General features: G+C 46.9%; 17 protein-coding genes and 2 pseudogenes. 7 read left to right on the top strand and 12 right to left on the bottom strand.

Going from position 1 to position 24,417, the window contains the following annotated elements:
• Together ST37_RS14485 and ST37_RS14490 are read left to right on the top strand one after the other, a co-directional pair.
• Positions 1-621: a cytochrome b/b6 domain-containing protein gene (locus tag ST37_RS14485; RefSeq protein WP_084887597.1), complete on the top strand. Its 621-nt coding sequence runs from the start codon at positions 1-3 to the stop codon at positions 619-621.
• Between the two features lie 769 nt (positions 622-1,390).
• Positions 1,391-4,498: an FG-GAP-like repeat-containing protein gene (locus ST37_RS14490; RefSeq protein WP_084887599.1), complete on the top strand. Its 3,108-nt coding sequence runs from the start codon at positions 1,391-1,393 to the stop codon at positions 4,496-4,498.
• A gap of 128 nt (positions 4,499-4,626) precedes the next feature.
• Here the strand turns inward: ST37_RS14490 and ST37_RS14495 are convergent, their stop codons facing one another.
• Positions 4,627-5,469 (bottom strand): mechanosensitive ion channel domain-containing protein, encoded by an 843-nt coding sequence (locus ST37_RS14495; RefSeq protein ID WP_084887601.1) that lies wholly within the window; start codon positions 5,467-5,469, stop codon positions 4,627-4,629.
• A gap of 278 nt (positions 5,470-5,747) precedes the next feature.
• Between ST37_RS14495 and ST37_RS14500 the strand changes: the two genes are divergently transcribed.
• Entirely contained in the window at positions 5,748-6,110 is a 363-nt protein-coding gene (locus ST37_RS14500; protein ID WP_084887603.1) for a DUF413 domain-containing protein, read from the top strand.
• 52 nt (positions 6,111-6,162) lie between these two features.
• Here the strand turns inward: ST37_RS14500 and ST37_RS14505 are convergent, their stop codons facing one another.
• From ST37_RS14505 to ST37_RS14555, 11 genes are all read right to left on the bottom strand, one after another.
• Positions 6,163-7,374 carry a urate hydroxylase PuuD gene (locus ST37_RS14505; RefSeq protein WP_084887605.1) on the bottom strand — a complete coding sequence of 404 codons (1,212 nt, stop codon included), beginning with the start codon at positions 7,372-7,374 and terminating at the stop codon, positions 6,163-6,165.
• Positions 7,308-8,687, bottom strand: coding sequence for a guanine deaminase (guaD, locus tag ST37_RS14510; protein ID WP_084887607.1), 1,380 nt, complete (start codon positions 8,685-8,687; stop codon positions 7,308-7,310). Before guaD ends, ST37_RS14505 begins: the two co-directional genes overlap by 67 nt.
• A 1-nt stretch (position 8,688) precedes the next feature.
• Positions 8,689-9,051: a hydroxyisourate hydrolase gene (gene uraH, locus ST37_RS14515; RefSeq protein WP_084887609.1), complete on the bottom strand. Its 363-nt coding sequence runs from the start codon at positions 9,049-9,051 to the stop codon at positions 8,689-8,691.
• A complete protein-coding gene (uraD, locus tag ST37_RS14520) occupies positions 9,048-9,572 on the bottom strand; it encodes a 2-oxo-4-hydroxy-4-carboxy-5-ureidoimidazoline decarboxylase (protein WP_172401001.1) in 525 nt (174 codons plus the stop codon). Before uraD ends, uraH begins: the two co-directional genes overlap by 4 nt.
• A complete protein-coding gene (gene xdhC / locus ST37_RS14525) occupies positions 9,565-10,563 on the bottom strand; it encodes a xanthine dehydrogenase accessory protein XdhC (protein ID WP_084887611.1) in 999 nt (332 codons plus the stop codon). The genes uraD and xdhC overlap by 8 nt, the downstream gene beginning before the upstream one ends.
• Positions 10,560-12,977, bottom strand: a complete 2,418-nt coding sequence (gene xdhB / locus ST37_RS14530; RefSeq protein ID WP_084887613.1) for a xanthine dehydrogenase molybdopterin binding subunit — start codon at positions 12,975-12,977, stop codon at positions 10,560-10,562. Before xdhB ends, xdhC begins: the two co-directional genes overlap by 4 nt.
• Complete coding sequence (locus ST37_RS14535; RefSeq protein WP_084887615.1) at positions 12,970-14,388, bottom strand: FAD binding domain-containing protein; 1,419 nt, start codon at positions 14,386-14,388, stop codon at positions 12,970-12,972. Before ST37_RS14535 ends, xdhB begins: the two co-directional genes overlap by 8 nt.
• A 105-nt stretch (positions 14,389-14,493) precedes the next feature.
• Positions 14,494-15,570, bottom strand: coding sequence for a BMP family ABC transporter substrate-binding protein (locus ST37_RS14540; RefSeq protein ID WP_084888149.1), 1,077 nt, complete (start codon positions 15,568-15,570; stop codon positions 14,494-14,496).
• A 328-nt stretch (positions 15,571-15,898) separates the two neighbouring features.
• The gene (locus tag ST37_RS14545) at positions 15,899-16,825 is read right to left on the bottom strand and encodes an ABC transporter permease (RefSeq protein WP_084887617.1); all 927 of its coding nucleotides are present in this window, start codon (positions 16,823-16,825) and stop codon (positions 15,899-15,901) included.
• Positions 16,825-17,964 (bottom strand): ABC transporter permease, encoded by a 1,140-nt coding sequence (locus ST37_RS14550; RefSeq protein ID WP_084887618.1) that lies wholly within the window; start codon positions 17,962-17,964, stop codon positions 16,825-16,827. The genes ST37_RS14545 and ST37_RS14550 overlap by 1 nt, the downstream gene beginning before the upstream one ends.
• Positions 17,957-19,489 (bottom strand): ABC transporter ATP-binding protein, encoded by a 1,533-nt coding sequence (locus ST37_RS14555; RefSeq protein ID WP_084887620.1) that lies wholly within the window; start codon positions 19,487-19,489, stop codon positions 17,957-17,959. The genes ST37_RS14550 and ST37_RS14555 overlap by 8 nt, the downstream gene beginning before the upstream one ends.
• A gap of 341 nt (positions 19,490-19,830) precedes the next feature.
• Between ST37_RS14555 and ST37_RS14560 the strand changes: the two genes are divergently transcribed.
• The 4 genes and pseudogenes from ST37_RS14560 to ST37_RS14570 all read left to right on the top strand — a co-directional run bounded on the left by ST37_RS14560 (position 19,831) and on the right by ST37_RS14570 (position 24,414).
• Positions 19,831-20,466 carry a TetR/AcrR family transcriptional regulator gene (locus ST37_RS14560; protein ID WP_084887622.1) on the top strand — a complete coding sequence of 212 codons (636 nt, stop codon included), beginning with the start codon at positions 19,831-19,833 and terminating at the stop codon, positions 20,464-20,466.
• Positions 20,467-20,595: 129 nt separating this feature from the next.
• Positions 20,596-21,495: pseudogene (gene puuE, locus ST37_RS20285) on the top strand (allantoinase PuuE); the annotation flags it as partial.
• A gap of 63 nt (positions 21,496-21,558) precedes the next feature.
• Positions 21,559-22,746: pseudogene (locus tag ST37_RS20290) on the top strand (amidase family protein); the annotation flags it as partial.
• A gap of 42 nt (positions 22,747-22,788) precedes the next feature.
• Entirely contained in the window at positions 22,789-24,414 is a 1,626-nt protein-coding gene (locus ST37_RS14570; RefSeq protein ID WP_084887624.1) for a gamma-glutamyltransferase, read from the top strand.
• The last annotated feature ends 3 nt before the right edge of the window (positions 24,415-24,417 follow it).

Consider the following 24,417-nt stretch of genomic DNA (forward strand, 5'->3'; position numbering starts at 1 on the left):
ATGCAAATCTGGGACTTACCGACACGCCTTTACCATTGGGGACAGGCCTTTTTGGTTGTCGCGATGATTATCACGGGGAATCTTAGTGAAGGACCGCATTTTGAGTTGGGTCTGCTGCTAATAACCCTGATTTTGTGGCGCATAGTGTGGGGATTACTGGGTAGTGAAACCAGCCGTTTTTCTCAGTTTTTGGCTGGTCCAAAGCGCGTGTTCAGTTATCTATCAGGTCGAGAAGATGACTCAGTAGGACACAACCCGGCAGGGGGATGGATGGTGGTGGTAATGATCTTGCTACTGTTTATTCAGTGCGTTACCGGGATGGTGGTTGGTGGGTTGTTCGACGAGGTGAGTATTACGGCGCTGTTGATCACCGATGACCTGTACGATTTAGCGGTTGAAACGCACGAATGGGGTTCGACCATTCTGCCTTACGTGATTGGTGTCCATCTGGCCGCTATTGCGATTTATAAGATCAAAGGCAAACCTTTAGTGAAAGCCATGGTGACGGGACGCACCGATCGTAAATCGTCACGGCAAGTGAAACTAGAGTCGACAAAAAAAGCGTGTATCGTGTTGCTGTTTGTCGTGCCTATTTCGGCATATTTCTTTTATATTCTTTAAATTAATAAATGTTAAAGCGCTCCGCAACGAGCACTATTGATTTTCAAAGGATTGTAAGAGCAGAGACTGATTTTATGCAAATCATCTTTTGATTGACAATTATTGATACTCATTATTAATACTAATAATCCCAACATAAAATTACCGTTTACAAAATATTTTGTAGACTAAAGCATCGGTAAAACTAGCATAAAGCGGGCGAACCAAGTCCCCAGTAAATCCCCTTTTTTACTGTCTAAAATTACATTTCTACCATGTTCCAAGCGATATGTTAAATAACGAAGTGCCATAAGTTTCTAGTAGCACGTGTTATTTATCATAGCGACTTATAAAGGTAATGCTTGAGTCAGAAACCTTATTTAAACGTAAGGTGATGACTGCCCTCAACTCGACACATACCCCCGTTACATTTTCTTACGGTATAAATTTTAGCCAAGCGACTTTGCGACACAGCTCAAATATTGGTCTGCTAAATGATGGTAGTATCACCGAAATTGGATGACCAATAGCACCACATAGGACAACCAGTTATCGTGGGTATCAGTTAAGATAGCTCTAATTGGTGGGGTATGTAGTTGTTAATCATGAGTTTTTTAAGGAGGCACGTTGATAGAGCAAAAATATCACAGCGCTGAAAAGGCTAGTTGATTCGAAATAATGTCTTTTCGGTTCGAAATAGCTACAGGAAAAGGTTCTTAATGAACCCCGCATTCAAATAATTTCTCAAACGTTTGCCGTTAGGCATTCTCTACAGTTGGCAGGAAAATAAATGACGATATTTAAGTCAAAGTTAGCGTTATTACCACTATGTCTCTCATACTCTTTATTTGCACAAGCACAGCAAATTGGCAGTAATAATATGGAAGTATTTCCAGAGACGCCAGTTATGTTTAGTGCCCAAGTTGAAGGGAGCTCTACCAAGAGAATTAATTTAGACGTGAATAATTTAGGAGCGTACGCAACCTTAAGCATTTTCGCGGATGATGAGCTGATCGCAGATAATATTAATGTACCCTCAAAAGGACAACAGCAACTTTCAGTCTTGGTGAACTTTAAGCAGCTTGGTGATATTTCAATAAAAATTAAAAGTTTGACTTCCACCATTATCGTTAACTCAATGAAGCTAGAGGATGTATCTGGTATTACGATTCCTCAATTCAAAGATATCTCGGAACAAGCTGGGATAGATAAGGTGAATTCACTTAAATACGCAGGCCCCACGGTCGCCGATATCAACAACAATGGCTTTTATGACTTTGTAGTCAATAATCATAATGACGTCACCAGTAAATTGTATTGGAATAATGGAGACGGTACGGTAACGAAGCATCACAAAGATCTTTCAAGATGGACAATGCATGACTTACACGGTACGTCTTTTGCTGATTATGATGGAGATGGTCACTTAGACATGATACTCGCGCAAGGGGGAGGAAACGGTCGCAACCCTGCAACGAACAATTTCTATAAAAATAACAACGATGAGTTTGTGCTTTACACAGGCGACGTTGGTATTGAAAAAGGTGCTCGGGGGCGAGGTTCGAAATGGGGCGATTTTAACCAAAATGGTAAACTCGATTTCGTCATGATTAACGAAATGGGTTTATTTGGAGAAACACCTCAACATCATTTCTATGAAAATGTAGGCGATGGCAAGTTTGAACTCAAAACCGTTCCTGGCATTGAAACGGAACAACCTGAAAGAGCGTTAGTTACAGACCTTAATAATGATGGTATCGACGATATTATCTTATATGGCCATCGGCACTCGCTCTCGGTGTGGTTGGGCAATGGGGATTTCACGTTTACCGATATTACTGAGCAATTCCCTCAAGAGTTACGAGACAGCAAGCAAATTTCGGCAGTCGTCGATCTAGACATAAACAACAATGGAATGACGGATCTGTATTTTGCTCGCGGCAAGGAATTTGAACATGGCCGTGGTGAAGCCACATCCGTTGATTTCGATCCAGAACTGAAGCAGTTCTCTATTAAACCACGTCCATACCATGGTAGTGACCGTTGGGAATTTACCGCTGACGGGCCACTGAAACTCGATAATTATTACTTCTTGGGGCAAAACGGCTTTCGCCACAAAGACTATCCTATCTATCTAGGTAAGGATAAAGTTGCAACAAACGTCACATCGGGCAGCGAGTTTGAATTTTCGGCTGAAGACGCTGAGGGATGGCCAGAGGATACCAATAAAAATGGTGTTTACTTTGGACATTTAGGAAATGGCAAATGGAAAGCAGCATTAGTACGTAAAGGCGATATCTTTTGGGCTTACAAATTTAATCTGACGGGTGTAACGTCGTACGAACTCGATTTTGTTCCTGAAAACCGAAACTTAGACGATGTACTTTTGCGCAACGACGGTGATGCTTTTGTTGATGTATCGCGCGAATGGAATATTCCAAAAGGTGGCAATGCGCAGGGCGTTATAACGGGTGACTTTAACAACAACGGTCAACAAGATCTGCTCATCTATCGCTGGGGTAATGTTAACCATCGTATTTCGGACCTAATGCTACTTAATAATAAGGATCGCTTTGAGGCGGTGACTATGCACGGCGCCGCCGACTTCGGTGGACCAGGCTATGGTGATATGGGTCAGTCTTTCGATTTCAATCTTAATGGTAACGTTGATATTTTAAGTGGTAGTGAGTTTGGTGAGTGGTATCTATACAGTAACCAAACTGAAAACATTGGCAACTATGCGTTAGTTCGAGTGGGTTACTCTCCTCGCGATAATGTTGATCCAATTTCGGCCAAGGTACGTGTTAAGACCGCCAAAGGTGAATGGCAAAAACGCGTTGGGTCAACGGGTGAAGTATTCTCACAAAGCTTGTTGAATACGGTTCATTTTGGATTGGGCAGCGCTGAAAAAATTGAGTCGATAGTGGTGACATGGAGAAACGGTGAAACCGCCGAGTTTAACAATAAATCGGTTAATCAAGTGTTCTTTACCGATGAGCTTGATCCTACGAATCTAGAGATAGTATCGGCGTATGATGAGGTTCGTGAGAATACGTCAATGCCGCTTAACATTGATGCACTGCCTCACAACTCCGATGCGTCCGTTACTTGGTCAAGCAGTAACGATAACGTTGTTAGTGTTGACGCTGACGGTATTGTTACGGCAACGGGTTCAGCGGGTCAATCTGCTGTTATCACCGCGCATAGCACTGTAAGTGAGACTAAAGCTGAGAAAACCATTACTGTTGCCAAGTGGACTGCAAAGCCTATCGAAGCGCTCTCATTAGTGGCGAATAAAAGCAGTGTTATCGTTGGTCAAAGTGTTGCCATCGAATCATCAGTTGAGCCAATCCAACCGGATAATAGCAACTTAGAATGGGTCAGCAGCAACCCACAAGTTGCTGTCGTCGACAATCGAGGTGTGGTCACTGGCGTGTCCGCTGGTGATGTTGAGATTGTCGCGACTTCAAGCGCAAATAGTGCGATTAACGATAGTGTTTCGTTGACCGTTGAGCCGTTTATTGAAGGTTTCGTGAACATCCACGACAGTGACAAATACGCAACGCAACCAATAGTTCTGGGTGAAAACATGACTATCGAACTTGATTATCATGCAGGTACAGGCAACAAAGTCATCTTTGCCGATGAAGGTGGGGTACGAGTATGGCTGCGTCATTTCCAACGTAAATGGTTACCTCAAAGAGATATCGTACTTGTAGAGTCTGATGCAATAGATACCGTATCTGGTACCTACTCTTACACAATACCATTGGATGGTGTGAAGCCAACAAGCGAGTTACCTGAAGGGCATTTTTATTCGCTTAGAGCAACCTTTACTGCGAGTGACGGAACGATGCATGACCACGAAATTTATCCTTTGAATTTCGTGAACAAATAAAATAGCAAAACCTAACCAAGCCTCCTTTACTTAGCTGTAAAGGAGGCTTTTTTTAACCCGACCCATTTAGTGCGATTAGTCGTAATTTAGTCGATGACTAACCGACCTCTTTAGCTCCAGCAATTTCATTAAACGATTTTTTCTGTGTTGTTGCAGCTCACATGTTGATACCACAGTGCCATAAACCGCTCAGTAATGGCTTGCTCAAGTTGGTGTGCTTCTTCAGTTGGACAAAACAAAGTAATCGAAAAGACCTGATGAGTGAGATCCGAGGTATGAATATCGATAAACGGCTCGATGGATGTGGCTTCGATTTCGAGACGCTTACTGATAAGGTTAGAGTATCGCGCTGCTACATCTTGAAACGGTGCGATCAGCTCGTTTATTGTCTGTGTGACAGGCTCTCTAAGCTCAAATAAATTTACACTATTGTCTCGATAAATCGAGAACTTGTGCATAACGTATCGACGCATGAAATTTAGGCTGATCACTGAGTGAGTGAGCAACACATTGTTCATAACGGTGATTGAACGTCCGGTATAGCTATAGCCATTTTCAAAGTCGACCTCGAGCAATCTAAATTTTATCCAATCAATTTCAGCCACTTCTCCATACTGATCGTTGATTTGAATCCAATCTCCAACACGAAAAGGGCGGTTAGTCGCCCAAGTAAAGAACCCTAAAAAGCACTGCAACAGTTCTTTTGTCGCCACCACAAAGGCGACGGTAAACGCTGCTACCGAGATTGCGAAGTTCTGCAATTCAGACAACCACACTGCAGCAATTCCAAGCACAATGGCTAGGTTACACAGGTTTTTGGCGACGCTAATCCAGCTCTTTTGTCGCTCCTCCAAACGTCGTCTCGAACGCTTGATTGTGGTAATCCATAGCTGTCTTACGATCCACACAGCAACGATAAAGGCCGCTGTGAACAAAACTTTGGGTGGGAGGTTGAACTCTGGGATTAGCATTAACTTGGCTCTTAATTGGTAAATCAGTTGATGAGGCGATATTAAATAGTGCGCGGATTATAGTAATTTATTTAGAACTGTCATTGGTTATTTTAAAAACTATGGTCATTTTTCATTGAATAATTTCTATTGATTCGATAATGAATTTTTGTGGATATTTTTCTGTATCGACAAACAGATTTTATTGATAAGAAAAAAATATTTCGTTGGAAAAATGCCTATTTAGCCAATATTGTTCACTTGAAACATGACCATCGATTCCTATTGAGGACAAGACAATGATAGACAGTGATATTCGTATTGGAGAAAGACGCTTTTTCGACAATGTAGCCTTCCCGCGTGGTTTCGGGAAATGTGGGAATTTCACTATTTCAGAAGATGAAATTCTTACCACTTTTGGACAAACCCTAATAGCGCTTGAGCTTGGAGAGATACTGCCGGTCAATGCAGAAGAGCGGCACTTTATAAAGGTGTTGCATAACCCCGGTAAAGCAAAGAGCAAAATTGAGCGTACGTGGTTAAAGTACCTTCAGTTAGCCAGAGGCCGAAAAACATTCCATACATTAAACAGCCGAGGAAAGTACCAGCCTGTTATGGCCAATCAATCGGATTATTCTGATGAAGCTGTTGAAGAGTATTAAATATATTATTAAATAAAAAAGCCGGAGTGGATGTTTATCCACTCCGGCTTTTTTATTGCAGTAACTTCCCTAGCTGCAACCTTTCTTGCGGCGTCATTTGGGTCTTATTAAGAAAAGGCATATCTTGGGTATGAACAGAGCGTGCTAATATTCTAGGTGCCCAGCGTTCAATCTCTGGCCAATTATCAAATTTTACCCCTCCGGGTGCAATGGTAAATACGTCATCACTGGGCGATTGGCTGTGGCAGCTTACGCAGCGCTGGTCAATAATAGTCATGACCACCTGCTGAGACTCCGTCAGTGAAGTGGATGGCAACGACTGCTTCGTGGCTGTTGGCATACTAGAATGCGGGTGGTTGGTTGGGTAACTCACTGCTATCGCTAGCGCGCACAACCCTGTCACACCACTTATGGCAACCCAGGGCTGCTTTTGACCCGAATGCTTAAGGTTAAAATAGTGCCGAACCCATGCGCTAAGCAGTAAAATTGCCATGCCCACCAGCCAATTATTGGCGTGTTGATACACCATCGGGTAGTGATTGCTGATCATCAAAAAAACGATGGGAAGGGTAAAGTAATTGTTATGGATGGAGCGTCTTTTTCCTTCGAGCCCTGGTTTGGGGTCGATGGGCTGCTTTGCCGCCACCTGATCCACCATTTTTCGCTGCCCCGGAATGATGCTAATAAACACGTTACTGGCCATAATGGTGCCAATTAACGCTCCCATGTGAATAAATGCACCACGCCCACTAAACGCATGACAGAACAGGTAAAAGAACAGCGTTCCTGCAATAACTAAGCTTGCCATTAACGAGATTTTTGTGCGAGACAGTGGTGAGCGCAATATGATTTCATAGGTCATTAACCCAACAAGGATCGCACCTAACCCTAAGCCAATGGCTTGAGGGCCGGTAAGATCTAATACTTGCGGGTCGACCAAATAGGCCGCGGCGTTGAAATAGTACATCCAGACCAGCAGCGCAGTCCCTGTGAGCCAGGTGGTGTACGCCTCCCATTTAAACCAATGCAAGGTTTCTGGCATCTCTTTGGGGCCTGCTTGGTATTTGGCCACTTCATAAAACCCACCACCGTGCACCGCCCACAAATCGCCTTTAATGCCGCGATCTTGTTTCCATTGCGGAGGGGTTTTTAGGCTGTTGTCTAGCCAAGTGAAGTAAAAACTCGCACCAATCCAAGCTATCGCACAGATGACATGGAACCATTTAATGAAGAGTGCAATCCACTCGTAGAGTTGTGGCCACATGACGTTGCTCCTTTTTGATACACTTGTTGTCCATTAACGTAGGTTTTTTCGATCAGGCGTTCATCGCCTAATGTGATGGCGGCAAACAGCTGCTCATCGAGGGTTTTGCAGCGCACTAATCGCTGCTGCAACATTGGGGTGGCCATTAAGTCGAGTTCGATAAAATCGGCTTCTGTGCCAGCGTTCAAATTACCAATCTGATCGCTAAGTCCCATGGCAGTCGCCGCCCCTTGAGTACAGAGGTAAAGCGATTCGAAAGGGTTTAGGCTCAGTGATTGAAGCTGGCAAATTTTGTAGGCGTCCGCTTGATTGGCAAATAAGCTAAGGCTGGTTCCTGCGCCAACATCACTGGCAATAGACACCGGAATGTTATGGTCTTGCATTGCGCCATAATCAAACAGACCACTGCCTAAAAATAAGTTGGACGAGGGGCAAAAACTGACGCTCGCGCCTGAGCGTGATAGCGCTGTATATTCACGAGAGTTTAAGTGAATGGCATGCCCAAATAGCGCGCGGTCGCGTACAAGGTCGTAGCGCTCGTACACGCCTAAGTAATCGGGGCAACTTGGATAAAGCTCTTTGATCCATTCGACTTCACCGAGATTTTCACTTAGGTGGGTTTGGATGAAAGTGTCTGGGTGCTCATTGGCTAATTGACCGGCTTTGGCTAATTGCTCTGGGGTGCTGGTAGGCGCAAAGCGAGGGGTAATTGCGTACATAGCGCGACCTTGTTTGTGCCAACGTTCAATCAGCGTCTTACTGTCTCTATAGCCACTTTCAGCGCTGTCTTGTAATGCCTCAGGGCAAAATCGATCCATCAATACTTTGCCGCAAATCATACGAGCGTTATACCGCTGAGCTGCTTCAAATAGAGCGTCGACCGACTGGGTGTGAACGGTGGCGAAGATACTGGCGGTGGTTGTGCCGTGAGCGAATAGCTGCTCCACAAAAAAGCCTGCTTGCGCTTGTGCGTAATGCGGGTTGGAAAACTGCATTTCGGTGGGGAAGGTGTATTCATTGAGCCAGTCTAGAAGCTGCTTGCCAAAGCTTGCGATCATTTCGATTTGTGGGAAATGGACATGGCTGTCTATCAGCCCTGGCAATAGAAGTCCTTTGTGTAACTCAACCTCGCCTTGTTCAAGACGTTGCTGATTGGTGCGGTCACTAAAAAACGCCTTTGCCTCACCGATATGACATATTTTACCGTTTTCGACGACCAATACGCCGTCGCTAATGTATTGGTAGTTATTGGCCGGATCGATGGTCGATTTTGGAAAGTGCAGTAAACTGCCGCGATGTATTTGTTGGTTCATACTAACTGCCTCGATAGGTGGAGTACGCGTAAGGCGATAACAGTAATGGGATGTGGTAACGCTGCTCTGGGTCGACGGTAAAGTGCACATCAACAAACGGATAGAAGGCGCTCTTATACTGCGCAAGGCAGTAATCAGCGGTATAAAATCGCAGCTGTAAAGTGTTGCTTTCGATGCTCTGGTTGCTGGTATCAAGGACGACTCGGCCATCGATATCGGTGATCCCAGTGGCGATGGGTTGCTGCTGGCCTAACACAAATAGCGAGACGTCAATGTTTGGTGCTGGCAAGCCTTGTGCGGTATCCAGTACATGACAACTGATGGTCGGCAGTGAAGTACTTTTGCCAGGAGGTTGTTGGCTCATTTTAGAGTCTCCAAAATAAGGTTATCGAGTCTAATCATCGAAATTTTTCGTTGCTCGGTGGTGGCTGTGTCAAATTCTTGTTGAGCATCGCGTCGAATGCGTCGTTTGAGTTCTATCAGCATCGAGGCTGCGCTTTGACCGGTGGCGCAGACGATAAAAATAAAGCCAAAGCGCTCGACATAATCTTGATTGAGGGTGAGTAATGAGCGCAGCTCATGTTCGGAGGCGCTTTTAGTCCCAGACTGCTCCTGTTCACTCAAAGCGGCCCCTTGGGCGTACTTTTTCTTGAGTGATTCTAAATTGCCGATCATCGGGTGCCCGGCGAAGGCTTCAAGCCAATCTTTTCGAGATAACTCATCAAACGCTTGTGTTGCCGATTTTATAAGGTGCTCTCGACTCACAAATGGCGCCTTTTGACCCATAACCTGTTGCCAATGCGCACTGCTGCACACGGTTTGCAGTTGGTCGCAGGTTAGGTCGATAAAGACCATGTCGTCAGTGATAGGCAGTGGATTATCCATGGTGACTTCCCTCCAAAGGCATTGCCGCTATTTGCTTGCGCGCCAGATTGGCCTGTTGCCATTGGATCTCGTTTGCTTTTTTCGAGGTGACTTTCTTCGAGGTGACTTGCGTAGAGGTGACTTGCTCAGAGGTGTTTAGCTTCGCAGTGGATGTTGGCACCTGTGTTAGAGAGCTATTTTTCTCAAATTGCTGCATCAACTGAGCCGCTACCGAAACTGCAACTTGCATTGGCAATTTGCCTTTGATGTCGGGAAGTCCAATAGGGCAGGTTAACTTTTCAAGCAGTTGGCTATTGTCCAATGACTGGTTTAACCGATAGCGAAATCGCTGGTTTTTAGACGCAGAGCCAATAAGTCCTACAAAGGGAAGGCGTGGGTTTTGTAAAGCTTGTTCTGCCAGTGAGTAATCGAGAGCGTGATCATGGGTCATGATCACTACCGAGGTATTATTGGGTAATCCCCGTATCGCGGACTCTGCACAGTTAAAAGACTGCGTGGCCACACCCAGTGCGCTGCATGTCGACAACCAATCGACTCTTTGATCGTAGACGGTGACGGCGCAGGGCAGTTTCGCCAATATGGTGCATAAAGCCTGACCAACATGGCCTGCGCCAAAGAGAGCGACCCTTTGGGGCGCGGTATTGAAATACTCAAGCAGTACTTGAACCGCCCCTCCGCAACACTGCGCTAAGTCGGCGGTGAGTGCAAAGCGGATGATTTCCGTCTGATTGGCGTTTGGTTCACTGAGGCGATGGGTTAATTGCTCCCGAGCATGATTAATGATCTGGTGCTCTAAGTTGCCGCCGCCCAGCGTGTCATACTGACTCGACTCGGTGATCACAATTTTACTACCGCTGTCTCTTGGCACCGATCCCATATGCGCTATTACCGTGGCGATGCAATAAGCTTGAGCCTCAGATTCTAGCCACTGACACGCCTCTAGCCAGGAGAGGGAAGGGGAATGTAATGATTGAGGCTTTAGTGTATTCATACCCACTCCTTAGCTCGCGAGTCCGTGGATTTAACCTCGGCGCGCGTGTAACCAATTTGTTCATACTGAGCCATGCATTGCTGCAAAATTTGTTCACCCGTCGCGGGGGCTTGCAGCTTAGGAGCAATGGTGTGATCGCTGATCGAACCAATAGCGTCATAGACGGCGCACCACACGCTAATGGCATGCATAAAGGGCGGCTCACCTACCGCTTTAGAGCGGTAAATACTGTGTTCTGGATTGGCGTGTTCACTCAGTGAAATATTGAGTTGTGCCGGGTAGTCACCAATGGTGGGAATTTTATAGTTCATCGGGCTATTGCTGGCGAGTTTGCCACTGTCGTCCCAGCGCAAATCCTCGGTTGTGAGCCAGCCCATACCTTGAATAAAGGCGCCTTCTATTTGACCATAGTCTAGGGCTGGGTTAAGGCTGTTACCCACGTCATGCACAATATCGACTCGGTCTACTTGCATTTCACCAGTGAGTGTATCGATGGTGACTTCACTGCATGAAGCGCCTAATGAGAAGTAGAAAAAAGGTCTACCCACCGATTTTTCCATATCAAACCAAATCTTAGGGGTTTTGTAGAAGCCATTGCTAGAAAGCGATACGCGGGCAAAGTAAGCCTCTTGGACAAGCTTGTGCCACGAGAGTCTGAATGCTCCACTCACGAGCTCATCCGCGATAATCTCAATGGGCTCGCTGAGTTTGTAGTGCTGCTGAGCAAAATTGATCAAACGCTCTTTAATCGTTTTGGCGGCATTGTGCGCAGCCATTCCATTGAGATCGGCGCCTGATGACGCCGCTGTGGGTGAGGTGTTAGGCACTTTATCGGTGCGCGTCGACGTCACCAAAATGTGTTGATAGTCGATCCCCAAAGTTTGCGCCACAATTTGCCCCACCTTGGTATGCAATCCTTGTCCCATTTCCGTACCGCCGTGAGATACCTGAACACTTCCATCGGTGTAGATGTGAACCAGCGCTCCAGCTTGATTCAAATGGGTAGCAGTAAATGAGATGCCGAATTTGACAGGGGTTAGCGCGAGTCCTTTTTTAAGTACTGGGTTGGTTTTATTCCACTGCTGAATAGCCAGACGTCGCTTGCGATAATTGGCGCTCTGTTCAAGCTGCTCGATGATCGCTTTCATTTCGTTGGTTTGTTCCACCTCCTGACCATAGGGGGTGATGTTTTTGTCGTCTCGATAGAGGTTAGCGAGACGAATATCTAATGCATCTTTGCCCGTCGCGATCGCTAAGTGTTGCATCGCCGCTTCGATGGTGATCATCCCTTGTGGACCACCAAATCCTCTAAAGGCGGTATGCGACACGGTGTCGGTCGCTAATCGGTTTCCGGTGATCGTCGCTTTATTGAGGTAGTAGGCGTTGTCGGCGTGAAACATGGCTCGGTCAACAATAGCGCCGGACAGGTCCGCCGAGTGACCGCATAATCCATTTACTGTAATCGATGCGCTGTTGATGATGCCTTCTGAGTTTGCGGACAGTTGATAGTGGTTGTGAAAAGGATGGCGCTTACCAGTCATGGACATATCCATGCCCCGAGGTAAACGCATTTTTACGGCTTTACCAGTATGGTGGACCCCTAAACTGGCAAGACACGCCCATTGAGCAGCTTGCGACTCTTTGCCACCAAATCCGCCGCCCATTCGCCTCATATCGACGGTGACCTGATTAAAAGGGATCCCAAGAACTTCAGCGACTAAAGTTTGTACCTCGGTTGGGTGCTGACTAGAACTTCGAACAAATATCCCGCGGTCTTCGCTTGGCATCGCCAAACTAATTTGACCTTCAAGGTAGAAATGTTCTTGGCCGCCAATCGACAGAGAGGAATTGATGATGACGTCGTCAGCGCTTGACGTGTCGCTGTGCCCTTCGCTGGATGTTTCGATGTGGTTTGGCCTGATAAATTGTCGAGCTGGCAATATGTGTGGCTCTCGCTCTGCGCTGTCGAATGCCACGGATGCAGGTTGATCCATGAGTGTGATCGACGCGAGCTTTGCCGCCTGCCAAGCGCTGCGATGAGAGGTTGCGAGAACTAAAGCAATGGGCTGACTGTGATATTTAATCTGACCATCAGCAAGCAGTGGATCACCCTCGAAGATGGGGCCAATATCCGATTTTCCTGGTATATCAGCCGCCGTTAGCACTTTCACTACATCGGGGTGCTGCTCAACGGCGCTTAAATCGATGGATTGAATCACACCTTTTGCCACATCACTGACCACCACGGCCGCATGTAAAGCGCCTGCTGGTAGTACAATGTCGTCGATAAATAGCGCGTCGCCACGGGTCTGTTTGATGGCGCTTTCATGGTGTTTGCTTTGGCCTACCACTTTCCATGATGTTGGCGCTTCAGCTGAAGAAGTGGAACTTGCAGGAGGAGTAAGTTTACGCATGTTGGCTTAACCTCGTATCGATAGAGTGGCACTCGAAATAGAATCGTTGTATTAGGCTTTGCAGCAGTTGAATCCGATACTCAGCACTGCCTCTTACATCGGACAGTGGATGAACGATCTCTGGAATAGCAGACTTCACTCGGTTAACCAGCGTTTGATTAAACTCACTGCCCAACATGATCGACTCAAGCGGAGCTAGGCGTACAGATCGAGCCGCCACGCCACCCGCCGCGATGCAGCACTGTTTAATACGGCGATCATTTCCAATCGCTAAATTGATGCCGAGCACGACCGTCGAAATATCATCTTCAAAACGTTTGCTGACTTTATAAATTCGGTGTTGCTGATTCAGGTTGGGTTTGGGCAGGTGTATGGCGCTCACCCATTGGCCGGGTTTTAAGCGTGTTTCACGGTAGCCGGTAATGTAGTCTTCGGTCTTAAATAGCTGCTTCGTTTGTCCATCATCCACTTCTACCTTGCCCGATAAACTGATCAGAAGAGGCGCAATATCGCCAATCGGGGAGGCGTGACTAAGACTGCCTCCGAGTGTGGCGCGGTTGCGAATGGTTAAACTGCCTAAACGTTCAAATACTTCGTTGGTGGTTGGAAAGTGGGTATTGAAAAAAGCGTGCACCTTAACCAACGGAACGGCAGCACCCACTCGCCAGTAGGTGCTGTGCTCAGTGATGGAACCTAAATCATCGACCTGTGTTAGGTCGATAAATTGCGAAATGTCGTTAAGTTGTTGCGTGATCTCTAACGCCAGGTCTGTGCCTCCAGCGACAAAGCTCGCATCTGGATGTTGTTTAATGGCTTTTGCGAGATCGAGGCGGTTTGTCGGTGTTTGGTAATGAGGCAGTGACAGGGGTTCACAGTGCTGCATCCAGTTAATAGCCGCGGCTTCTTTTTCGAGATCAACAGCGGTAGGCTCCAGTTCATTAATGGTGTTAGCAGCATCAATGATTGGCCCATAACCGGTACAGCGACACAGATTGCCAGCTAAATACTCTAGGGGCTGTTCGGATTTGCTTTTTTGCGCTGCAAGGGCAAACAGTGACATGACGATCCCGGGCGTACAAAAACCGCATTGAGTGGCGTGTTTGTCGACCAAAATTTGCTGGATTGGATGTAAGTTGTCGCTTTGCTTTAAATACTCAACCGTAAGGACTTGTTTACCATGTAAGGCATGCAACGGGGTAATGCACGCATTAATCTGTTGATAATGCAGATTGTTTGATGAGGCGTCTGCCAACTCGACCATAACAACGGTGCAGGCACCACAATCGCCACTGCCACACCCTTCTTTGGTGCCTGTGAGCCCTTGCTGCTCACGCAAGTAGGCGAGCAGCATAGTATCGGCTGTTGCTCCATTAATAACCTGTATCTGGTCGTTAAACATGATCTCTAACATTATGGTTTTCCTAACGTTTTAAAAAGCTGTCCAAATGGTCAATTTATTGGTTATAAAAAAGCTCACCGCTGAACCTGTTAAGTCCACCCGGTGAGCTAAAGGGGGTTAGTTAGGAATAGTGGCGTCGATGCCTTCAACGTACCAGTTCACACCGGCTAACTCGGTATCGGTTAAAGTGTGACCTGCAGGAACCACTTCGTTTCCTTGATTGTCCTTGATTGGACCGGTAAACGGATGGAACTCGCCAGATTTAATCAACTTGTGGGTTGAATCAATGGCTTCTTTCAGCTCGGCTGGAAGATCAGGATTGATAGAGACAATCTGCAAAATGTCGTCAGCAAACCCACCCCAATAATCTTCTGGAGCCCAGCTGTCGGTCATGACTTCTTCGACAGTTCGAATGTAGTGCGGAGCCCAAACATCACGCACTGAGAACATGTGCGATTTTGGCGCAAACGAACTCATATCAGATGCTTGACCAATGCCCATCACGCCGCGCTTCTCGGCCGCAATCAGCGGTGCTGGGCTGTCGGTGTGCTGTAAAATGACGTCAACGCCTTGATCCATCAGCGCGTTAGCTGCGTCGGACTCTTTACCTGGGTCATACCAAGTATTTACCCATACAATTTTGATTTCGATATCAGGGTTGACGCTTTTTGCACCCATATACACCGAGTTAATATCGCGGATCACTTCTGGGATCGGGAAAGAGGCGATGTAGCCAATGGTATTGGTTTTAGTGGTCATTCCTGCCGCAACACCCGAGACGTAACGACCCTCGTAGGTACGCAGTGCATACGTCGACAGATTGTCGCTACGCTTATATCCAGTAGCGTGCTCAAAGGTGACATCAGGAAAACGCTTAGACGCTTTAAGTGTTGGGTTCATAAAGCCAAAAGAGGTGGTAAAAATGACATCGTGTCCTGATTTTGCTAATTGAGTGATCACTCGCTCGGCGTCAGCACCTTCGGGGACGTTTTCTACGTAAGTGGTTTCTACTTTGCCAGCAAAGTGCTGCTCCATTTCCTTACGGCCAAGGTCGTGCTCATAACTCCAACCATGGTCCCCGACAGGGCCGACATAGACAAAGCCCACTTTAAGCGGATCGTCTGCCAATAGTTGCCCAGAATATAATGTTGCTAAGGAAACCGCTGTGGCAGTTAACCATTTTTTCAGTTGCATAGAATAGTCCTTCATCGCTTTCTCCATCACTGCTGACCGTAGTCAGCATATTTTTGTTTGTTACTGATATGTTGTGTTTGCAAAAAGTTGACCAATTGGTCGTGTTTTTTGTGTTACGGAGTGATTTATATTTAGTTTTGTTATTTTTCAATTACTTATGTGCTTGTTGTTTTTGTGGGTTAGCTGAGAAGTTAACGGAAATGTAATTTATATGTACCATTTATGCGCAGCTGCACATAAATGATGCATTCAAAAGTGCACAAAAAAAGAGAGCGGATTAAGGCTCTCTTTATCTTGTTGTGTAGACCCGACTAAAAGAAGCGGAAAGTTAGACGCGTGCGTCGAAGGGTTTACCAAGGCTCATTGGGGTAGCAAGCTTTTGCTTAAGCGCATTAGAGCTGATAAGGACCATGACAATGATGGTGGCCAAATAGGGGATCATCGCCAGTAAGTTTGGCGATATGTCCACACCCATACCTTGCATCACGAGGTGCAATATGGAAGCGAAACCAAATAGGTAGGCGCCTAGCACTAAGTAACCTATTTTCCATGAAGCAAACACTACCAGTGCTAGCGCTATCCAGCCTCGTCCTGCGGTCATGTTTTCCATCCACATTGGTGTGTACGCAAGGGATAGATAGGCTCCGGCTAAGCCGGCCATAGCACCACCAAATAGGGTCGCACCTAGCCTAACTGCCACAACTTTGATCCCTAGCGCGTTGGCGGCGTGCGGATTTTCACCCACCGCTCGCAGTGTGAGCCCAATGCGGGTATAGCCCATGACATAAGCGCTCACTGCCACCAAGATAAAACTCAAATACACTAATAAGTCTTGATTAAACAGCAGCGGGCCTAAGAATGGGATTTGACTCAGCCCTGGGATGGCTAACGGCGAGAAACCGTCTAAGGTTGCCCCTACCAGAGAGCTGCCTAAAAACGCACTGAGTCCGGTACCAAAGATAGTCAGTGCCAGTCCGGTCGCCACTTGGTTGGTATTAAGCTTAAGTGACAAAAGGCCAAACAATAGTGACATGGTCATGCCTGCAACCATCGCTAGCATCACTCCAAACCAAAGGTTACCGGTGTAAAACGCTCCAGCAAACCCTGCCATTGCGCCCATGAGCATCATGCCTTCTTGGCCGAGATTTAACACGCCCGACTTCTCACAAATCAGTTCACCTAGCGCGATCAGTAGCAGTGGAGTGCCCGTTTTTAACGCGGCTATAGCCAGTTGTTGAATCAATATTGCATCCATTAGTTCGCTCCTTGGACGGTCGGTTTGGTTTTGGTTTGAGTGCGTGACTCATCGAGCGCTTGACGGCGGTTTTTATTTGAAGGCCAAGGGACAATTTTAATTTGGTAATAGATTAGAAAATCGCACGCCAGCAAGAAAAACAGCAGCGTTCCTTGAAACAAACCGGTTATCGCTGTAGGCAATCCCAATTCAATCTGCGCGAGATCGGACCCCATATACAGGGTCCCCATGAAAAACGCCGCGAAGATGATACCAATTGGATTTAATCGCCCAAGATAGGCAACAATAATGGCGGCATAGCCGTAACCAGGTGAAACCGAGGGGATCAGTTGCCCTATGGGACCTGTGACTTCGGCAGCGCCTGCAAGTCCTGCTAGTGCACCAGCACATAACATGACTGCCCAAATTATCTTTTTGTTTGAAAATCCGCTGTATCGTGCAGCAGACGGCTCTTCACCAAACACGCGAAGTTGAAAACCAGGCACGGTTTTATACAGTATGATACCTGCTATGATGGCGCAGACCACAGCGATTATAATGCTAATCGTCGCACGACCTTGCTCCATGATCGTTGGCAGCAAGACTGGATCGGCGAATATTACCGACTCAGGAAAGCCAAAGCCTTGCGGATCGGCTAACGGCCCATGAACGGCCCATAGTAGCGTATACAAACCGACGTAGTTGAGCATGATAGTGGTCAGAATTATATTGGTGTGGAAGAGGCGATACAGCAGGGTAGGAATAGCGGCCCACGCCATACCTGCGACAATCCCTACAAGTAAAGCAAGCAGACTGATTGCGGCGCTGCTTTGCTCAGTGGCTTGGACCGCAATGGTGCTGGCGGCGACCGCACCAATGAGAAGCTGACCTTCTGCACCAATGTTCCAAACGTTAGCTTTATAGCAGAGAGCCAAGCCGACTGCACACAGTAGCAAAGGCGCTGTTTTTACCATTAGCTCGCCCAAATTATAGGGGTCGGTCAGCGGTTGGACAACAAACACGTCCAATGCGTCTAATACACGAATATCCAGCGCATTGAACATTATGCTGCTGACACACATAGTGAGTACGATGGCTAATACTGGAGACAGCCATCCCATTACTGCAGAACTTTCTACTCTAGGCTCGACCTTAAGCATGAGCGACATCCTTACGTTCAACGAATGCACCGGCCATCCATTGGCCAATGGTTTCTTTATTCAGTTTATCGACGGGTTCAATAGGCGACAGTTGCCCTTCATACAGTGTGCCAATGCGATCGCAAATCATGTATAACTCATCAATGTCCTCAGACACCACCAACACACTTGACCCAGCATCGCGAAGGGCAATCAGGTTACGGTGAATGGCACTTGCTGCTGCAATATCTACGCCCCACGTGGGGTGCGCGCACAGCAATAGTTTTGGCGTCTGTTCTATTTCTCGTCCGATAATGAATTTTTGCAGGTTGCCCCCAGATAAGCTTTTAGCCTGAGCAGTGTCGCCCGAGCACTTAACTTGGTGGCGCTTGATTAATGTTTGAGTCAATGCTTTCAGCGACTTTTTTGCAATCAGACCAAAACGGGTAAAGCGGTGACTGTTTGTCAAAAGCGTATTGTCTATAAGAGACATCTCTGGCACAGCGCCTTGACCTAACCGATTGGTTGGCACGTGAGTGATCCCTTTTAAACGGCGTTGATGAGGATCCAACTGCCCAATCTGGGCGTCCATAAACACAATGGCTTCATTTGGGATACGAGCATCTTCACCACTTAGCGCTTCCAGTAAGTCGTCTTGTCCATTTCCGGCGACACCTGCAATACCAATGATCTCGCCTTGCTTAATCGATAAGTTCACATTAGTAAGTCCGCAACCAAATGGGTGAGAAGCTGACAGTGTGAGTTGGTGGGTACGTAAAAGCTCGTGTTGTGCGTGCTTTTTAGTAAATGAGGTGGTGATCTCCGCTTCATCGCCTACCATCATGCGGGCGATGCTGGCAGAGGTTTCTTGCTTAGGATTACAGTGCCCGCTCACTTTACCGCCGCGCAGTATCACCGCTCGATCGCAAAGCTCGGTCACTTCATTGAGTTTGTGGCTGATAAACAAAATGGAGCTGCCTTCAGAGGCCAACTGACGCAAAACACGAAATAGCCCAGCGACCTCCAAAGGGGTTAAAACAGAAGTGGGTTCATCCAAAATAAGCAATTTTACATCTTGAATGAGGCAGCGAACGATTTCTACACGTTGACGTTCGCCAATGCTTAAACTGTGTACGTAGCGATCGGGGTCGACGTGTAAATCGTATTTTTGGCTAATAGTGTTAATGCACGCGGAGAGATCTTCAATATTGCGTAAAAATTCTTTGTCGAGCCCAAGTGCAATGTTTTCTTTTACCGTCAGGGTTTCGAAAACCGAAAAGTGTTGAAAAACCATTCCAATACCTAAGGCCCGAGCTTGGTTGGGAGATCGAATCGATACTTCTTTGTTTTCCCACAAAATAGCCCCATCGTCGGGACGATTCACCCCATAGATCATTTTAACTAAGGTTGATTTCCCGGCTCCGTTCTCACCAAGAAGCGCAACGATTTCGCCTTTTTTAATGTCGAAACTGACATTGTCATTGGCGATAACTCCCGGAAACAATTTACTCAGATTCCACAATTCAATCAGTGGTGTTGAGTCCATGATGACACACTCCCTTGTGCTTACTTTTTGTAACAATGGACTGATTAATGCAATAACTTGACCAAGTGTTCAGAAATGGCATTTGGGGGCTTTGTTGTTCATTTGTTGTGAAATTGTGTCGCCCTCTGGTGCAGTTGCACGATGTTGGTGCGATGTTTTGACCTGCGAAGGGTCTAGATGGTTGAGTAATTGCAGAGCGATAAGAGTTTTTTATTCACCTTTTGCTCGAATAGGCAATCACTCTTGAAGGGATGAAATACTTGACACAATTTCGCGGTTTATAGATGGTAATGATCTACCGAGACTATTTGATACGATAGCGATAAGGGTTTGAAAATCAGATGGAAAGTGTTCTAAAGGCAAGTGGTACAATACGTCAACGCAACGAAGCACGCATTTTACAAGCTGCCGCTAAACAGTTTGCTAAACACGGATTTAAAGGGACGTCGTTGCAAGCAATCGCCGATTGTGTGGACCTACCCAAAGCGAATATTCTTTACTATTTCAAGTCGAAAACAGGGTTATATAAAGCGCTCCTTAGCGACATAATGGATATGTGGAATCAGGGGTTTAGCGCCGATAAAGCCCAGCATGACCCTGCGGCTGTGCTGCGAACCTATATTGAGCAAAAGATGCAATACAGCCGTTCACACCCGTTGCATTCCAAAATATTTGCTATGGAAATTATACAAGGTGCTCCAAACATACGAGATGTCCTTGAACGACCGATGATCCAGTGGACCCACCATCAACATAGCGTGATTGAAAGCTGGGGCGAACAAGGGCTAATGGCCAAAATAGACCCGTACTATCTGCTGTTCATGATCTGGGGCACAACCCAGTTTTACGCTGATTTCGACACGGAAATTACTTTATTAAAAGGTCGAGAATTATCCGACGATGAGTTTTTACAGGCGCAAGAATTTACCGTAAGCACCATTTTACGAGGACTAAATTTAGCGGTTTCGAGCTCTTAAAACTAATTTCCTGAACAATTGGTCAGATTTTTGCTTAACCAACTGATAACAAGTTTGAAATGAAGTGCAAATCCAACAGACAAGTCAATGTCTTGGTGAGCGATTCAGTGTTAATGGTTAGGAGCAGTGATGACCAATCAATACCCAAGGGATCTCATAGGCTATGGAGAGCTTCCCCCAAACCCTCATTGGCCATTTGATGCGAAAATAGCGCTGCAATTTGTAGTGAATTATGAAGAGGGCGGAGAAAATTGTGTTCTTCATGGTGACGAAGGCTCAGAGCAGTTTTTGTCAGAAATTGTCGGTGCCGAGTCATATTCCAATCGTCATTTAAGCATGGAGTCGATATATGAGTACGGCAGTCGAAGTGGTTTTTGGCGCTTACATCGATTGTTTAATCAATACCAAATTCCCGTGACTGTGTTTGGAGTGGCCACCGCATTAGAGAGAAATCCAAGCGCTGTCGCAGCAATGCAGCAGTCTAATTGGGAGATTGCTAGTCATGGCCTTCGTTGGATCCATTACCAGCACTTTACTGAGCAGCAAGAGCGCGAGCATATTGAGCAAGCGATTGAGATCCACCAGCGCGTAACTGGCCGTAAACCCAAAGGTTGGTACACCGGACGCACAAGCCCTCACACGCTTAAAATCATCGCAGAGCGAGACGACATTCTCTATTGCGCAGACAGCTACGCCGATGATCTGCCTTATTGGGATACCCAATACAGTAAGCCGTTGTTGATTGTTCCTTATACGTTAGACAGCAATGATATGCGATTTGCTACACCACAAGGCTTTAATACCGGTGAGCATTTCTTCCAATATTTGAAAGACGCTTTTGATGAGCTTTATCAAGAAGGCTCTGATTCGCCTAAGATGCTCAGTATCGGCTTGCACTGTCGATTAGCAGGGCGTCCTGGCCGATTGGCAGGATTGCGACGCTTTTTAGATTATGTGAAGGGTTTCGATGATGTGTGGTGCACAACCCGAGAGGCCATTGCTGAGCATTGGCTAGCGGAGCATCCACATAATGCTGCGCCATCTAAGTTGGCGGCGCCTTTAAAGCAAAACCATGTGGTTGCGGACTTGCGCAGTGCGATCCCACAAAAGGGAGAAGGCGTGTTATCGGGTCTGACAGTATCGGTGAAGGATCTGTTTGATGTTGAGGGGACAATTACGGGTGCAGGATTACCTATATGGGCAGAAACCGCGCAGCCGGCAACTCAGCATGCAGAAGCTGTGACAAGGCTGTTGGATTCTGGGGCGCAGTTGGGTGATAAGACGCAATTGGATGAATTGGCGTATTCGCTTGCAGGATACAATAGCCATTATGGTCTGTCGCTCCATCCACACAGTGATGACCATCTGTCTGGCGGATCCAGCTCTGGCGCGGCGGTGTCCGTTGCCAGAGGAGAGTCTGACATTGGGCTTGCCAGTGACACCGGAGGCTCGGTAAGAGTGCCCGCCAGTTACTGTGGCTTATACGGCTTAAGGCCAACCCAGAACAGTATCTCGACCAAAGGAATGGTTCCGCTAGCGCCTCGGTTTGATACCGTTGGGCTGCTGACTCGCGATATGCAGGCGCTCAAAAAAGCCAGTTGTGTGCTACTCAATCACAATGAGCTGCAAACCTTGGCACTGCGTAAAAGTGTCGATCGGCCCCTAGCTTGGTGTGAGGCGTTATGGAGTGGCGTCGACGCTAAAACGAAACAGTTGTCGCGGAAACTTTTTGACGCTTACGAAGGCGAAAAGATGCAACTCGACCCTCCAGTATTAGCCAGTAAGCAGCGAGCAGCGTGTTTTTCAGTATTGCAGGCAGAGTCTATTTGGCGTACGCACTATGAGTGGTTATCCGCGCATAAAAATAGTTTTGGAGAATCGGTTCGTCAACGCATTGATTGGGGAGAATCTATTCCTTTAACAAAGCAGATTCAAGCCGACAAGTGGTTAAAACAGTGGCGTGATGCATTGCCTTTTTGGTTACCCAAAGGCGTGGTGTTGATGTTACCCACAACCCCAACTACTGCCCCAACAGCAGAGAGTCTGTTATCTGCCCATAGTACGGCCAACAATAATTCAAGGGAGCAGTTATTAGGATTGACAGCTATAGCAGGTTTAAGCGGTTGGCCTCAGTTAAGCTGCCCAATTTCGCCTGCGAGCACACAACTAAAGTCTGATGTGATGGAAGACAAAGTCAGCGTACATTCAATTAGTTTTTTAGCCCATCAACATCGAGAACTGGATCTGTTCGATATGGCTCAGCGTGTTCTAAGCGTATAGTACAGCAATTGGGCTTTTTTTAATCAAATCAAAGGAGTGAGTATGCAGCCAAGCCGCAACAAACCGGACAATGACACCCAATATCACGCCGCTGTGACAGCCCCTCATAAAAGTGCAGCTGCTGCAGGTGAACGCATTCTGCAACAAGGCGGTAATGCGATAGAGGCGTGTGTTGCTATGGCGAGCGCGCTGACAGTGGTGTACCCGCACATGACCAGTTTAGGTGGTGACGGTTTTTGGATGATCCATAAACCGGGTGAGGCGCCGGTAGCACTTAATGCCGCGGGCAAAAGTGCGCTGGAACTTGGTCAATGTGAATTTGGCGCGCATTTACGCGGTCCCAAAGTTGCATTGACCACAGCCGGGGCGGTATCGGGTTGGAAAGAGGCGTTACAGCGTTTTAAAGGCTCGCTTAGCCTGGACAAAATATTTGAACCGGCGATCTTGTTGGCTGAGTCTGGTGTTGAAGTAACGGAGACCTTAAAGGCTGGTATTGAGAAGCTGCATACTGACTACCCAAGCAACAACTTTACGCAGGTGTTTATGCCCAATGGCGTGGTGCCGAGCGTGGGAGAGAAGCTTTGCTTACCGGCACTTGCGCAGACTTACCGTCGACTAGCAAGCGATGGATTGCAAAGCTGGCTAGATGGCGAGCTCGCCAAAGAGAATGCCGATTTTTTGAAAGAGCAGGGCAGTCCGATCCGTTTTCAAGACCTCTGTGATACTCGCGCTGCGTGGCAAACTCCATTGTCCATATCGACTCAATGGGGGGCGTTTTTTAATGTAGCCGCGCCAACACAAGGCAGTGCATCACTGTCGATCGTTGCGTTATTGGACAAGTACATTAGCGCCAATTCAGTTTCACAAGGCCATTCTCAAAGTGCAGACGGTGAAGAAGAACTGCTGCATCTACTTATCGAATCCGTTAAGCAGGCATTTGATTGGCGTAACCAGCACTTGGCGGATAGTGATGCGTGCCGGGCAATGCAGCATCAGCAATTGAGCAACGCTGTTTTAAAAGGACAGCTCGCGAGTATTACTGAAAAAGCCGCACCTTGGCCATCACCGGGCCCCATTGGCGATACCGTGTGGATGGGTGTCGTCGATAGTGATGGGCTCGCAGTGAGTTATATTCAAAGCATCTACTGGGAGTTTGGCAGTGGTTTGGTTAATCCAACGACAGGAGTGGTGTGGAATAATCGCTCACTAGGCTTTAATGTTGACCAAACACACCCCAACGCTATAGCGCCAAATAAGCAACCGATGCATACTCTTAATCCTCCTATGGCATTACTTAACGATGGCTCTCGTTTAATTTATGGCACTATGGGTGGAGAGGGGCAACCACAAACTCAAGCGGCCATTATTTGGCGACATCTCGTGCAAGGCCAACCGCTAGAAGAGGCCATTAGTGCGCCAAGATGGTTGTTAGGCAAAACATGGGGCAAATCGGAAGATAATCTTAAATTGGAGCAGCCACTGTTTGACCTCTATGGAGCTCAACTGATTAGCAGAGGTCATGATGCGGTTGCTGCACCAGCATTGGCTGAGTTTTTTGGCCATGCCGGAGCGATTCATGTAAGTGACGCTGTCACACAATGTTCGAGTGACCCACGCAGCGATGGTGCGGGGATCCTCGTCAGTCAATCAATACAAGGTAAATCATAATTC

Source organism: Vibrio sp. qd031, assembly GCF_002100145.1.
Classification (GTDB): domain Bacteria; phylum Pseudomonadota; class Gammaproteobacteria; order Enterobacterales; family Vibrionaceae; genus Vibrio.

Excerpts from the sequence above, each read along its gene's own strand:
- ST37_RS14495 (WP_084887601.1), bottom strand. The coding sequence starts at position 5,469 with ATGCTAATCCCAGAGTTCAACCTCCCACCCAAAGTTTTGTTCACAGCG.
- ST37_RS14535 (WP_084887615.1), bottom strand. The coding sequence starts at position 14,388 with ATGTTAGAGATCATGTTTAACGACCAGATACAGGTTATTAATGGAGCA.
- ST37_RS14555 (WP_084887620.1), bottom strand. The coding sequence starts at position 19,489 with ATGGACTCAACACCACTGATTGAATTGTGGAATCTGAGTAAATTGTTT.
- ST37_RS14570 (WP_084887624.1), top strand. The coding sequence starts at position 22,789 with ATGCAGCCAAGCCGCAACAAACCGGACAATGACACCCAATATCACGCC.
- uraD (WP_172401001.1), bottom strand. The coding sequence starts at position 9,572 with ATGGATAATCCACTGCCTATCACTGACGACATGGTCTTTATCGACCTA.
- ST37_RS14560 (WP_084887622.1), top strand. The coding sequence starts at position 19,831 with ATGGAAAGTGTTCTAAAGGCAAGTGGTACAATACGTCAACGCAACGAA.
- ST37_RS14500 (WP_084887603.1), top strand. The coding sequence starts at position 5,748 with ATGATAGACAGTGATATTCGTATTGGAGAAAGACGCTTTTTCGACAAT.
- ST37_RS14485 (WP_084887597.1), top strand. The coding sequence starts at position 1 with ATGCAAATCTGGGACTTACCGACACGCCTTTACCATTGGGGACAGGCC.
- guaD (WP_084887607.1), bottom strand. The coding sequence starts at position 8,687 with ATGAACCAACAAATACATCGCGGCAGTTTACTGCACTTTCCAAAATCG.
- ST37_RS14550 (WP_084887618.1), bottom strand. The coding sequence starts at position 17,964 with ATGCTTAAGGTCGAGCCTAGAGTAGAAAGTTCTGCAGTAATGGGATGG.
- uraH (WP_084887609.1), bottom strand. The coding sequence starts at position 9,051 with ATGAGCCAACAACCTCCTGGCAAAAGTACTTCACTGCCGACCATCAGT.
- ST37_RS14490 (WP_084887599.1), top strand. The coding sequence starts at position 1,391 with ATGACGATATTTAAGTCAAAGTTAGCGTTATTACCACTATGTCTCTCA.
- xdhB (WP_084887613.1), bottom strand. The coding sequence starts at position 12,977 with ATGCGTAAACTTACTCCTCCTGCAAGTTCCACTTCTTCAGCTGAAGCG.
- ST37_RS14545 (WP_084887617.1), bottom strand. The coding sequence starts at position 16,825 with ATGGATGCAATATTGATTCAACAACTGGCTATAGCCGCGTTAAAAACG.
- ST37_RS14505 (WP_084887605.1), bottom strand. The coding sequence starts at position 7,374 with ATGTGGCCACAACTCTACGAGTGGATTGCACTCTTCATTAAATGGTTC.
- ST37_RS14540 (WP_084888149.1), bottom strand. The coding sequence starts at position 15,570 with ATGCAACTGAAAAAATGGTTAACTGCCACAGCGGTTTCCTTAGCAACA.
- xdhC (WP_084887611.1), bottom strand. The coding sequence starts at position 10,563 with ATGAATACACTAAAGCCTCAATCATTACATTCCCCTTCCCTCTCCTGG.